The organism is Myxococcus sp. CA040A (genome assembly GCF_013336725.1).
Classification (GTDB): Bacteria; Myxococcota; Myxococcia; order Myxococcales; family Myxococcaceae; genus Myxococcus; species Myxococcus llanfairpwllgwyngyllgogerychwyrndrobwllllantysiliogogogochensis.
Window position 1 is genome coordinate 604739 of sequence record NZ_JABUMR010000003.1, and the last position, 13102, is coordinate 617840.

Annotated in this window: 11 protein-coding genes; 6 read left to right on the forward strand and 5 right to left on the reverse strand. The window is 68.6% G+C overall.

Going from position 1 to position 13102, the window contains the following annotated elements:
* Positions 1–58: 58 nt before the first annotated feature.
* Positions 59–337, reverse strand: a complete 279-nt coding sequence (locus HUA75_RS14720) for a LysR family transcriptional regulator (RefSeq protein WP_141646277.1) — start codon at positions 335–337, stop codon at positions 59–61.
* Positions 338–441: 104 nt separating this feature from the next.
* Between HUA75_RS14720 and map the strand changes: the two genes are divergently transcribed.
* The 4 genes from map (at position 442) to HUA75_RS14740 (ending at position 5320) form a co-directional block, all read left to right on the forward strand.
* Positions 442–1251, forward strand: coding sequence for a type I methionyl aminopeptidase (map, locus tag HUA75_RS14725; RefSeq protein ID WP_174486750.1), 810 nt, complete (start codon positions 442–444; stop codon positions 1249–1251).
* A gap of 366 nt (positions 1252–1617) precedes the next feature.
* Positions 1618–2244: a hypothetical protein gene (locus HUA75_RS14730; RefSeq protein ID WP_174486751.1), complete on the forward strand. Its 627-nt coding sequence runs from the start codon at positions 1618–1620 to the stop codon at positions 2242–2244.
* Positions 2241–4004, forward strand: coding sequence for a hypothetical protein (locus HUA75_RS14735; RefSeq protein ID WP_174486752.1), 1764 nt, complete (start codon positions 2241–2243; stop codon positions 4002–4004). Before HUA75_RS14730 ends, HUA75_RS14735 begins: the two co-directional genes overlap by 4 nt.
* Before the next feature lie 668 nt (positions 4005–4672).
* A complete protein-coding gene (locus HUA75_RS14740; protein WP_217446075.1) occupies positions 4673–5320 on the forward strand; it encodes a hypothetical protein in 648 nt (215 codons plus the stop codon).
* Between the two features lie 40 nt (positions 5321–5360).
* On the opposite strand, the gene HUA75_RS14745 is transcribed toward HUA75_RS14740, so the two are convergent.
* The 4 genes from HUA75_RS14745 to HUA75_RS14760 all read right to left on the reverse strand — a co-directional run bounded on the left by HUA75_RS14745 (position 5361) and on the right by HUA75_RS14760 (position 10501).
* Positions 5361–5891 carry a GNAT family N-acetyltransferase gene (locus HUA75_RS14745; RefSeq protein ID WP_254627574.1) on the reverse strand — a complete coding sequence of 177 codons (531 nt, stop codon included), beginning with the start codon at positions 5889–5891 and terminating at the stop codon, positions 5361–5363.
* 1007 nt (positions 5892–6898) lie between these two features.
* Positions 6899–8005, reverse strand: a complete 1107-nt coding sequence (locus HUA75_RS14750) for a type IV pilus twitching motility protein PilT (RefSeq protein ID WP_141649074.1) — start codon at positions 8003–8005, stop codon at positions 6899–6901.
* 1 nt (position 8006) lies between these two features.
* On the reverse strand, positions 8007–9713 hold the full coding sequence (locus tag HUA75_RS14755) for a type IV pilus twitching motility protein PilT (protein WP_174486754.1): 1707 nt from the start codon (positions 9711–9713) through the stop codon (positions 8007–8009).
* A 248-nt stretch (positions 9714–9961) separates the two neighbouring features.
* The gene (locus HUA75_RS14760; protein WP_141641964.1) at positions 9962–10501 is read right to left on the reverse strand and encodes an N-acetyltransferase; all 540 of its coding nucleotides are present in this window, start codon (positions 10499–10501) and stop codon (positions 9962–9964) included.
* A gap of 287 nt (positions 10502–10788) precedes the next feature.
* Between HUA75_RS14760 and HUA75_RS14765 the strand changes: the two genes are divergently transcribed.
* Both HUA75_RS14765 and HUA75_RS14770 read left to right on the forward strand, forming a co-directional pair.
* Entirely contained in the window at positions 10789–11508 is a 720-nt protein-coding gene (locus HUA75_RS14765) for an ATP/GTP-binding protein (RefSeq protein ID WP_174486755.1), read from the forward strand.
* Positions 11505–13016, forward strand: coding sequence for an ATP-binding protein (locus HUA75_RS14770; RefSeq protein WP_141641966.1), 1512 nt, complete (start codon positions 11505–11507; stop codon positions 13014–13016). Before HUA75_RS14765 ends, HUA75_RS14770 begins: the two co-directional genes overlap by 4 nt.
* Positions 13017–13102 lie beyond the last annotated feature (86 nt).

The window sequence follows — 13102 nt, forward strand, 5'->3', positions numbered from 1 at the left end:
TCCGCTGCTCACGCTTCTTGGTGGGGAACAGAAGCCCAGGGGCCGTATGCGCCGAGCCTCACCCGCCCGCGTCACGAGGTGAGAGGCCGCGCACGGTGAGCACCGCGGTGTCCACCTCCGCGAGGATGCGTCGCGCGTGGTGCAGGAAGACCTCTCCGGCTGGCAGCAAGCGCATGCCCTGTCGAGTGCGCTCGAAGAGGCGCGTGCCGAGCTCGTCCTCGAGCGCGAGGATGTGGCGGCTCAGTGGCGGTTGGGTGAGGTGGAGCCGGCGCGCGGCGCGGCCCACGTGGCGTTCCTCGGCCACCGCGACGAAGGACTGGAGGTGGGTGATGCTCACGGCCCCAGATTACCGCGAGCGCCCCTGTCCTGCACCCCCGCCCTCGAGCGCGATACCGAAACAGCATTGGACGCTGACGCCCCCCAGGGACACCTTGGCTCCCCATGGGAACACCATTGTTCAAGGGCACCGAGGTGGAGCGTCTGCGTCGTGCGGGCGAGGCGGCGGCAGGCACGCTCGCCTGGGTCGCGGGGAAGCTGACGCCGGGCATCTCCACGGAGGACATCAACCAGTGGGTGCGCGAGGACACGGCCCGCCGAGGCGGCACACCCAGCCAGCTGGGCTACCACGGCTTCCCCGCGACGGTATGCACCAGCCGCAATCACGTCGTCTGTCACGGCGTCCCACGCCCGGACGAACGGCTGGCCCCCGGTGACATCATCAACGTCGACGTCACCACCTGCCTGAACGGCTACCACGGAGACACGTCGGCCACGTTCTGCATCGGTGACGTTTCCGCCGACGCTCGGCATGTGGTGGACGTGGCACGTCGATGTCGTGACGTCGGTGTCTCCGTCGTGCGTCACGGTGCTCGGATGGGCGACATCGGCGCGGCCATCCAGGAGCTGGCGGAGAAGGAAGGGTGCAGCATCGTGCGGGAGTTCGGAGGACACGGTATCGGACGCTCCATGCACGCGCCGCCCCATGTTCCGCATTTCGGCTCGCGGGGGACGGGCATCACCCTGCGCTCCGGCATGGTGCTCACCATCGAACCGATGGTGAACCTGGGCCGTCCCGAGATTCGAATGCTCGCGGACGGCTGGACGGTGGTGACGGAGGACGGAAGCCTCTCCGCGCAGTTCGAGCACACCATCCTGGTGACGCGCGAGGGTTGCGAGGTGCTCACCCCATATCCCGGTGCTCATCCGGTGGTGGAGCCACCCTTCCTGACGTCACAGCCCGAGGCCCGTTGAGTTGAGCCTGGCGCACGACGTGTTCGACGCAGCACCGTCGAGGTCTTCCCGCTGACGCCGTCCGGAGGCGCACCGGGCCGTTCGATGACACCCGTCGTGCTGCCCCGATCTCCGACCGAGTGACACTCCTCCGCGAGATTGTCTCGGGCTGAATGTCTCCGCACCCCGGCTGCTTGATGCTGGTGGGCGAGGAGAGTCCTCATCACACCTGTCCCGGGCTGAATGTCTCCGCACTCTGGCTGTTTGATGCCGGTGGGCGAGGGGAGTCCTCCCCACGCCTGTCTCGGGCTGAATCCTTCCGAGACTCCGGCTGTTTGATGCCGGCGCGAATTGCGGCTAGACGTGTGGCCTGCGAGTGGGGGCCGCATGCGCGCACGAGGCGACAAGGTCGGAGTCGGGAGCGTGGTGTTGGGCGTCGTACTGCTCGCGGCGGGAATCCCCCTGCTGGTGCCTCGGCACCTGTCACGCGAGGACTCCACCGCGAACCCGGCCACGGTGCACCAGGAGCCAGCCGAGGTGGCTCGGCCTGGAGACCCGCGCAAGGACTCGCCGGAGCCCGTACTTCACCTCGAGCAGGTCCAGGGACCTGATGGCCTCACGGTGCAGGTGGCGAGGTCCACCCCCGCGACGTCCTCGCTGACGAGGTTCGCGAAGGACGCACTGGTTCCCCTGACTCCAGATGAGGAAGCACTGCTGCGCGAGGAGCCCAGCGACGACCTGACCGCGCTCGTGACTCGTACGGAGCGAGCCTTCCAGGATGCGAGCCCTGAGACCCGGGGGCGACAAGAGCAGCGCTATCTCGCCGCGCTCAATCTCGTCGCGAAGCTCTCCGCCCCACCTCCGGAAGACGCCCGTGCACGGGACGAGGACGCTCGCTACCAGCGCGCGCTCGCAGAGGAGCAGGTGAAGTGGAGAACTCTCTCGCCCGGGGAGCGCGACCGCGCGCAAGAGACATTCAAGGAGTGGTTCTTCCAGGGGGAGCAGAAGCGATGAAGTCATTCATGGGGGCGCTTCGCGTGGTGTTGCTGCTGGCGCCGATGATGGCGTGGGCGGGGCCGCACTACGTGGCATCGCGGGACTGGGGCAGCTTCATCTGGCTGAGCACCTGGCTCGACGCGGGACAGACGTACACCTTCGAGACGAGAGACCTGACGGGCTCCGCGCCGGACACGGTGCTGCACGTGTTGCGCGACAGGAATGGCTGGAGTCAGGTCGCAGTGGGCGACGACTGCCAGGGCGCCACGCGCTCGTGTGTGACCTTCGTCGCGCCGGACTCCGGCTACTACCGCGTCTGGGTGCGAGCGTACGCGGATGGGCGCGGTGGCACGGCGAGCCTGTATCGCAACGGGACGCTGCTCCTGTCGCAGCAGCCCTTCGGAGGCGTGCCGCTCCTCTTCGCGTGGAACGCGAAGGACACCTTCCGGGCCTCGGCCACCAGTCCCGGGGGAGGAGACCATCTGCTCTTCCTGCTGCGCTCCAACACCGAGTACCTCCAGCACGATGACGACAGCGGGCCGAAGTACTACCCGCTCGTCACCGCGACGAGCACGCAGAACGTCGGCACGCAACGCGTGGTGGTGGGGCGCTTCCCGGGCAGCGCCGGAACGGCCAGCTTCGTCCACGACGAGGAACTCTGGTCCACCATCTTCGATGACAACGACGGTGACGAGGATGGGCTCTCGGACTCGCTCGAGCCGCTCATCGGACTGAGTCAGAACAACGAGGACTCGGATGGGGACTCGATAGCGGACACGCTGGAGGTGTTCGGCAATGACGGCTTCTCCTTCTCCGAGTGGAGCAGCCCCACGGCGAGGGACCTCTACGTGGAGGTCGACTGGATGCAGCACCCCACGAACCCGTACCTCACGCGGCAGCCGTACGCCGGCCTGGTGGCGGACGCGGCGGCGGTGTTCGCCCAGGAGACGGGTGGGAGCGTGCGGCTGCATGCCTTCATCGACAGCGCGCTGCCCTGGCATGAGGTGGTCTGCTACGGGAGCTGCGCCAACGGCGTCGACTTCTACGCGCTGAAGCAGAGCGCGTTCTCGTCCGCGAACCCCGAGCGCCGGCCGTACTTCCACTATGCGATGTGGGCCAACCGGCACACGAGCCTCACGAGCTGCTCGTCGGGAAAGGCCGAACTGCTGGGCAACGACCTCATCATCAGCATGGGCTGCTTCAGCAGCCCGAGCATCCAGGAGCAGCGCGGCACGTTCATCCACGAGCTGGGCCACAACCTGAACCTGGACCACAACGGCAATGACGTGCCGGGGCAGTACAGCGTGGTGCACGACAGCGTGATGAACTACCGCTACCAGTTCGCGGGCGTGAGCAACTCGGGGTGGCACTCGTACTCATTTGGCGACAACGGCTGCGCGGCGTGCGGGTCGTCACCGAAGGCGGAGTGTGTCTCCTGCCGCGATGGCTTCCTGGGCTGCGGCTTCCCGGGCTGCGGCTCCTGCGACTGCGACGTGGGAGAGTGGGGCTCGCTGGAGCTCGACTTCTCCGATGACGGCGACGCGGATGACGGCGCGGGCCGAGGCTCGAAGCGCTCACTGCTGACCCGCTATGCGCCGGATGACAAGGGTGGCCCCGCGCGCTTCCAGCCGAGGGTGCCGCACGAAGAGTCCTCGCTGGTGCGACGGCGTGACGACGTCCGACGCAAGCGGGAGCGACTCCTGTCTCGGGGCCGCGTGGAGGGACGCGACTTCCACGTGTCGGCGGATGGAACGCTGCTGTACGCGGAATGCCTCTGACCTCGACGGTCAGGATGCGTCAGGTTCGTCGGGAGCAGGGTGCCCCAGCCCGCGTCAATCACCGCCGGTCCCTGGCCCGGCTTTCCCTAGACGTCCACGGGGACATCCGCCACCCCATCGTCGAAGGGGTACTGGAGTTGTCGCGTGTCGTCATGCGGGTCCTTCCTCGGATGGGCGAGAGTAGGTGGGGCGCACGGTGACCGAAAGCCGCGAAGCAGACATGCCGCCGCATCGCTGGCCTCCCTTGATTAGAAGGGCGAAAGTCGGCGGAGGCGGAGGGCACTTGCCCTGCAGAGGAGCACGTGATGCCGAAGTCGGAAGGACCACACCGGCTGGGCGCGCGGAGCTGTGCGCTGGGGTTCTTGCTGATGCACGGTGCCTGCTGGCTTCGCCCTGAGCCTCCCTCGACGGACGCAGGCTCTGCTGTCGCGGCGCGGTCCGCGACTCCACTGTCTTCAGCCGTGGGCGAGGTTCGTGAGCCGCCTGCTGGTGGCCTCGCTCCGTCCGACGTGGCTTCGCGTGACTCCAGGCGCGCGGTGCCCTCGTCCGCCGACGGAATCACGGTGTCGGGGGCCTCCGCGGAATCGACGCCAGATGGAGGTACTCGCGCGTCGGAGTCACCTGGCTCCCTCGCGTGCGCGGACGTGTGGCGCGCGGCCCGGGTTAACGTGGCCTTCAAGGAGACGCCGGAGACGCGCTCCATCCAGCGCACCGGCCCACGGCTGGAGCGACGGTTCACCGTGGCCCGACAACTTCGAGGTGCATACCGCCATGGGGACCAGTGGGCCTCGGTGCTGGAGTACGAGGCAGGCGAGACGCGCGGAGGCGTGAGCTACGGACTCGCCGTGCCAGAGGTCCTGGCGGACCTGACGGGACGGACCGTGGGCTGGGTCAGCCACCGCGAGCCCGCGAGCTGTGTCTCCAGCGACGGAGAGCATCCCGAACTCCTCTCGGGCGACACACTCCGCGACGCGGACGGAGGGCTCTTGCTGCTCACGGTACCGAGCGCGCCCACCACGCCGGAAGGCGAAGTCCTGCTGCCCACGGGACTCGTGCCGGAGCTGCGAGTCCGGTGGGAACTTGCTGACTGCGAGCGGCGAAAGGACACACGCACCCAGGGCGCACGGCTCCGGTTCGAGGATGCCCGGAAGCGTGGCGCATCACCCGTCACTGTCTCTGTTGGAGAGACGAAGCGACTTCTGCTGGGAGGTGTCCGCTACGAGGTGCGCGTGGCGAGAGCGCAGGCGGACACATCGGACCGCTGCGGGCAGGCGGTGTTCACGGTGTTCCGAGAGGGGCTCCGCGAGGAGCTGTAGTCCTCCTGTGTCTCGGGAGGCCACGCGGACGCGTCGAAGCTCAGTCGACCCCGTACACGCGGCTCGGGGTGCCTTCATAGTCGGTGATGCGCTCGAACCGCAGCCCGAGTCGCTCCGCGACGCGGAGGGACGGTGCATTCTCCGGATGGATGATGGCGACGAGGGGCACATCGGGGAGGTGTCGCCGGGCCTTCTCCACGGCGACGCGCGCGGCCTCCGTCGCATAACCCAGCCCCTGGGTCCGAGGCGCGAAGCGATAGGCGAGGTTCAACACCGTCCGACCCTCGAACAGCTTGTGGCGCACGCCGCAGACGCCCACGACGACGCCCGGTGTCTCTCGTTGCTCCACGGCCCAGTACCCCACGCCGTGTTTCGCCCAATCACTCAGCCACAGCGCCAGCAGCTCCTTCGCGGCGTCCAACGAGCGCAAGGGGCCGGAGGGGTTGAAGCGAGAGGTCTCCGGGTCGCCATGGAGTGTGAACACCGCGTCCAGGTCGGTCTCTCGAAACGGGCGAAGCAGCAGCCGTTCCGTCGTCGTGCTCTCGAAGCCGTGAAGCATGGTGTGCATCATGTTCCGCGTCGCCTGCTCGCGCACGTCGGTTCGTCGCGGTTCCAGGTCTCACCCACGGCCCGTGTGTGCCTCCGCGTGGCAGCGTGCTCAGTCGGGGAACCGGAGGAAGAGCTGCGAGGGTGGCGGTGAGGTCCCCACCCAGGCGATGGAAGGCTCGCAGAAAGGTGAGGGCTGGCTCGCGCGTCGAGGCGGGTTCGCCCCTGGGCTGCGGCGAGTGAGGAGGCCAGGGATGAACGCCCACGTCATCCAGGAAGGTGAGCACGTCATGCACCCCCATCAGCAGCCTGGGAGTTTTGTGTCCGTGGAGCACCACGTGACAGCGGCCGTCGTGTCCCTGCTTCCAACTCCAACTGCTGGCACAGGCTCGCTTGAGGTAGCCGTTGAAGGATTTCTGTCCGTCGGGGATTCGCAGCAGTCCGCGAAGGATTTGCGCCATCACCCCCCGGTCCGAGAGGGGCTTTCTCCGCCATGGGTTGCTGGAGCGGCCGGTCCCGCGCGGCAGCTCCAGGCTGCTCAGGAAGTGCTTCTGCTGCTTCAGATGCGAGAGCGCGTGATGACCGATGAGTCCTGCCGGGAGAACCTTGCGCATCAGCTCCACGCGCAGGTCGCGAGGCTGGTCCAACGTTCGTTGTTCCGCCCAGCGGATGAAGGGGTTGACCTTGTCCGAGGCTTGTCGTTCCCACACCAGCCCCCGCATCTCGGAGGAGGTGTCTTCATCCAGCTCCGCGCAGTCCTCGGCGAACTCGGGGTCTCGGATGAGCTGGGCGACCCGGGTCCTCGAGGTGCGGCGGGAGCGCCGGTGCAGGCTCGCGCGACTCTTGCGAGCTGCCTGCCGGTGAGTGGAAGGCAACAGACTGCGTGCCATCTCGAAGGACTTGTCATCGCCGTAGCGCATCCAGGACTCCCTTGCGGGCCCAGCGACGCCACGGCCTTGCCTTCCTGACACCGGCGGAAAAGGTCTCCCTCTCGCCCAGACATTTCCGCCGTCGCGGGCGGGCTTGGGGCGACTACGCCTTCATCGACTCCGGCAGCACCCAATCCGGCTTGAGGCGCTGGATGACCTTGGCCAGGTTCTCCTTGTCCTGGGCCTTCTCCAGCGCGGAGTCGGGCGTGACGATGTTGTCGCGCACCAGCCGCTCCAGGTGCATGTCGAGCGTCTGCATGCCCTGGCCCTGGCCCGCCTGCATCTTGGATGCAATCTGGAAGACCTTGCCCTCGCGAATCATCGCGGCGATGGCCGCGCCACCCACGAGAATCTCCAGCGCCGCCACGCGGCCCTTGCCGTCCGCCGTCTTGATGAGCTGCTGCGCGACGATTCCCGCCAGGCTCTCCGCCAGCATGCCTCGCACCTGCGCCTGCTCGTCGGCGGGGAACGAGTTGATGATGCGGTCGATGGTCGCCGGCGCGCTGTTGGTGTGCACCGTGGCGAACACCAGCACGCCGAAGCTCGCCAGCTGGAGCGCCAGCTTCATCGTCTCGTTGGTGCGAAGCTCGCCGATGAGGATGACGTTCGGGTCCTCGCGCCCCGCCGAGCGGATGGCCGTGGCGAAGCTGGACGCGTGCGGCCCCACCTCACGGTGCGTCACCTGCGCCCGCGCGGACTCATGCACGAACTCCACCGGGTCCTCGATGGTGAGGATGTGCGCGGGACGCGTCTGGTTGATGTGGTTCACCATCCCCGCGAGCGTCGTGGACTTGCCGCTGCCCGTGGGGCCCGTCACCAGCACCAACCCGCTGCGACGCTCGGCCAGCTTGCGCACGATTTCAGGCGTCTTGAGGTCGTCCAGCGTGAGGACCTTGCTGGGAATCGTGCGGAACACCGCGCCCAGGCCCGTCTGCTTGTAGAAGTAGTTCGCGCGGAAGCGGGCCTTCGTGCCGTAGCCGTAGGCGAAGTCGAGGTCCAGCTCCTCGACAATCTGCCGCTTCTGCTGCGGGTTGATGAGCTCGAACAGGAGCCCTTCGACTTCCTGGGGCGTGAGGGGCAACTCGTGCAGCGGCGTCAGCTCGCCACGGATGCGGCCCATGGGGGGATAGCCGGTGCTCAGGTGCAGGTCGCTGCCCTTCTGCTCCAGCAGCATGTCGAAGAGCGCGGAGATGCGCGGCGTGGTGCTCATCTCAGCCCCCCTTCCTTCCCATCAACGAGCCCATCTTGCTCAAGAGCCGGGCGCTGTCCTGCTGCGTCTCCGGCGCGGCCACGGACGTGCCCGGCCTCTTTCCCGTCACCACCGCCTCCAACTCGTCCGGGTTGTCCACGAAGCCCTTGGCCACTTCCAGCTTCACCTTCTGCGCGCGCACCAGGTCCGCCATCGAGTCCTCGAAGCGGATGATGCCCAGGCTCTTGCCGCGCTGCTGGAGCGAGGGAATCTGGTACGTCTTGTTGTCGCGGATGAGGTTGCCCAGCGCCACCGAGCCGGGGAGCACCTCCGCCGCCGCCACCATGCCCTTGCCGTCCGCGCTCGCCATCAGCCGCTGGCTGACGATGAGGCGCAGGCCGCTGGACAGCGACAGGCGCACCTGCTGCTGGTCCGCCGGCGGAAAGAGGTCGATGAGGCGGTCGATGGTCTTCGCCGCGCTCGGCGTGTTCATGGTGCTGATGAGCAGGTGGCCCGTCTCCGCGGCCGCCAGCGCCATGCGCACCGTCTCCGTGTCGCGCAGCTCGCCCACCACGATGACGTCCGGGTCCTCGCGCAAGCTGCCCTTGAGCGCGCTGGCGAACGTCTTCGTGTGCGCGCCCACTTCGCGCTGGCTGATGAGCGCCTTCTTGCGCGGGTGGACGAACTCCACAGGGTCCTCCACCGTGAGCACGTGGTGGGACGTCTCGCGGTTGATGAGGTCCACCAGTGCCGCCAGGGTGCTCGTCTTGCCGTGACCGGACGGGCCCGTGACGACGATGAGTCCCTGATGATGGTGCGTCGCCTTGGCGATTTCGACGGGCAGCCCCAGCGACTCCAACGTGGGGATGTCGCGCGCAATCACCCGGAAGGTGCCCTTGAGGCCCGTGCGGTGCCGCGAGACGTTGACGCGAAAGCGCCCCATCTCCGGCGAGTCGAGCGAGAAGTCACAGCTGCCGTCGCGCTCCAGCACCGGGCGCAGTCGCTCCGGCACTACCGGCATCAACATGCCCTCCACCCGCGCCGCATCCAGTGCGCCACCTTGGGGCACCAGCTCTCCGGCGAGGCGGAAGAGCACGGGGCGCTCGGCCACGACGTGCACGTCGCTGGCGCGGCTGCTGCGGCCCTGCTCCAGCACGATGGCCAGGTCCCTGGCTCCACCCGTCAGGCGCGACGTCGCCAGCGAGCGCGCGGCCTCCTGGGTTCCCGAGGGGGCGTACCCGGCGCTCTGAGGCGCGGCGGTATTCCCGGATGTGGTGGGCGCGGAGGCATACCCGGGCCCACCGCTCTGAGGGGCGGCGGCTTGCGCCGCGACAGGCGCCGGCTGGGGTGTGGGGGGAACCGGAGCCGCCCGCGCCGCCACGGGTTGGGCGGGCGGGGCCACGGCGGCCGGGGCGCTGGCCGCGACTTCCGCCGCGCGGGACAACCTCAGGTGCATGAGGTCTCCCCGACGCATCGCGGCGATGGACAGGGCACCCAGTCCATTGGCGTTGACGGACCAGTTCGAGGGTGCGTCGGAGACGCTGGATGCCCGCGCCACACCCACCATGGCCTGGAGGGCTCGGACGACGTCGTCCGTCGTCACCGCGGCGGGGTCCAACGGCTCGTAGCCGTTGCTGCCCCGAATCATGGGAGGGCGCCCGGTGGCCAGGGTCAGCTCCGTCACTCCAGGCCGCGACAAATGGCGCAACAGCTCTGCAAGGGGTCTCATGCGGATTCGAACTCGGGCCGTGACGGAGCGCGGAGCGCGGGGGACCGCAGGATAGTCGACATTGACGCAAAAGCGCCCACCCTGGGACGGAGTCACGCCGCGCTGAGCGCGGTGGGCCCCACACCCACCCTGTCGAGGGGGCCGGGCCATGTCCGCCAGGGTTGAAGAGAGGGGCTCCGGGGCCAGGAGGCCCGCTCGGAGCGAAGGCGGCGGGAGGCAAGCGTCCTCCCGCCAGCCAGGTCCAGGAACTACAGCTCGCGGGACATCAGGAGCCGGAGCTTGCCGGACTTCTTGGACACCACCGTGGCCACGGTGGTGAATCCCGCCTTGCGGTAGAAGCTCACCGCGGGCGCATTGGACGGGTCCACGCGCAGGGCAATGGTCTTGCGGTACATGTCCCGAGCGGCTCGGAGCGCCTGCTCCAGGACCACCGCGCCCAGGCCCTTCTTGCGCAGCTCCGTCTTCACCACGATGTTGCGCAGGTAGGCGGCGCCGGGCACCGGGCCGTCGCGCTCCACCGTGACGTAGCCGACGATCTGCGTCTGCAGCTTCGCTACGTGGATGAAGGGCTTGAGCTGGGCCAGGGCCTTGAGGCTGTCTTCCTGCGTCTCACCCCGGCTCTTCCAGGGCTCGGAGCTGGCGCGCAGGGCCGCCACCGCCGTCATGTCTTCGTCGGTGGGCAGGGTGAACTTCACCGCCGCCATCAGGTCGTTGGGGAGGCCCACCGCCGCTTCCAGCACCGGGGCTGGGGCCATCTCCACGCCCGGGTCCACCTGCTTCATCGTCATCGCCATCTCCTCCGTCGCTCTGCGATCCTAACCGCACCCCCGCCACCGGTGCACGCGGTCATTCCGCGCACATTGTCTTCCCAAGTGAGGAGATTGCCTCCCCCGCGGTTGTGAGGGGCGGATTCCGGTCAACCCGACTCTGGCCCGTCCCATTCCAAGAATGGGCATCGCTTCCACGGCTGGCATCCAGCCGGCCTTCCGCGCGGGGCGCCTTCCCACTATAAAAACCCTGGTCATCCACGGAGGGCTGGCCTCCTCATCTAGACCCCGCCTGCCCGAGCCATCCTTTGCAACTCAACCACGCCCAGCGAGAGCTGACGCTCAAGATCGTCTACTACGGGCCCGGACTCAGCGGGAAGACGACGAATCTGCGCCAGCTCCATGCCCGGGCGTCCCCCGAGGTGCGGGGCCGGTTGCTGACGGTGGAGACGCACGACGACCGGACGCTGTTCTTCGATCTGCTGCCCGTCTTCTTCTCCACGTCGTCCGGCTTCAAGGTGAAGGTGAAGCTCTTCACCGTGCCCGGCCAGGTCATCCACAACGCCACCCGGCGCATCGTGCTCCAGGGCGCGGACGCGGTGGTGTTCATCGCGGACAGTCGGCACGGGGCGACGGCGGAGAACAACGCCTACTGGCGAAACCTCCAGGACAACATGAAGGAGAACGGCCTGGACGTGGATCAGGTGCCCGTCGTCATCCAGTTCAACAAGCGGGATTTGCCCGACGCGCGCACGGACGCGGAGCTGGAGGAGGCGCGCAAGCGCGGCGGGGAGGCCGTCGTGGGCGCGGTGGCGCTCAAGGGCGAGGGCGTGCTGGAGACCTTCCACGCGGTGGCGCAGGCGGCCTACCGGCGGCTGGATGCCCGGGCGCACCTGGCGCGCAACGTGGGGCTGACCGAGACGGAGTTCCTCTCCCAGGTCTTCGGGCGGATGGACCTGGCGGGCACCACGCTGGCGGGCCGCTACTCGGCGGTGGGGCGCGACGAGCAGTTGGGGGGCGGGCGATGAGCGGCTATCAGGGGAACGCGCCACCGGAAGGCGCCACGGGCTCGCGCCGCGAGTCGGTGCTCCAGCGTCGCCTGTCGCTGGGCGAAATGCTGGACCTGCCCTCCTTCTCCGAGGTGGTGAAGAGCTTCAGCGAGCTGTACCGCGTGGGCATCAAGGTGCTGGACGCCCGAGGCACCAAGCTGGCCGACGTGAAGGTGGGCCACGGCGACTTCTGCGCCTACGTCTTCTCCTTCCCGGATGGCCGCACGCGCTGCACGGCGACGGTGGCGCGGGTGAAGGACGGCCCGGTGCACCCGCTGCAGGGCGCACGCGTGGCTCAGGGAGATGGCGCGGAGGAGGCGGGCCTCATCGCGCTGCCGTGCTTCACCGGCCTGCGCTACCTGGTGATGCCGGTGCGCTGGGAGGGGGACTTCCTGGGCCGTGTCATCCTGGGGCCCTTCACGCCCGAGGAGCTGGGGGACTTCCCCGACACGCTCACGGACATCTCCGGGCTGGAGCTGACGCGCGCCCAGGAACTGGTGGCCAAGGTGCGGCGCGCGCCCGAGCGCACGGCGGCGCAGGTGCTCACGCACTTTGGCCAGGTGCTCGCCGCGCTGGTGGCCAGCGGCCACCGCACGTACCTGACGACGCAGCTGCATATCGAGGCGATGCTGGAGACGCACCGCGAGCTGGAGGCGCAGAACTCGCGCCTGGCGCAGGTCAACACCCGCCTCAAGGAGCTGGACCGGCTGAAGTCCACCTTCCTGGGCACGGTGAGCCACGAGCTGCGCACGCCCCTGGCGTCCATCATCGGCTACTCGGAGATGTTGGCGGAGGGGCTGGCCGGCGTGCTCAACCCGGAGCAGCTGCTCTACGTGCGCACCATCGTCGAAAAGGGTGAGTCGCTGCTCAACCTCATCTCCTCCATCCTGGACCTGAGCCAGATTGAAGCGGGCAAGCTGCGCCTGGCGATTTCTCCCGTGGACCTGGCCGGCGTCATCCAGACGGCGGTGTCCTCCGTCATGCCGCAGGCGCAGCGCAAGGGCGTGGAGCTGGAGGTGCGGCTGCCGCCCCTGCCCAGGCCCCGGCTGGCGGGGGACGCGGACAAGCTGCGGCAGGTGCTGGTGAACCTGCTCGCCAACGCGCTGAAGTTCACCGCCTCCGGGGGCCGGGTGTCGGTGGTGCTGTCGGAAGCGGGCCCGCAGGAGTCGCTGGGGATGTCCGGCTATCGCGTCAGCGTGGAAGACACCGGCGTGGGCATCCGCGAGGACCAGTTCGAGCGCATCTTCCAGAGCTTCTACCAGGTGGACGGCAGCTCCACGCGCGAGCACGGCGGCGCGGGCCTGGGGCTGGCCATCGTCAAGAGCCTGGTGGAGGGCCACGGCGGCAAGGTGTTCGTGGAGAGCGAGTTCGGACGGGGCTCGCGCTTCACGGTGGTGCTGCCCATGCAGCCGCCCATTCCGGAGCATGGCCTGCTGGCCGCGCTGGCGCCGCTGCCGGAGATGCCGCCGGGGCCGGACCGCTTCTGACGCGTCAGGTCGCCTGAGGTGGCGTCAGGTGTTCGTGACATGCCAGGGCGGCTCGCGGCGCTCACGCAATCCCCCCTGGAAATGGC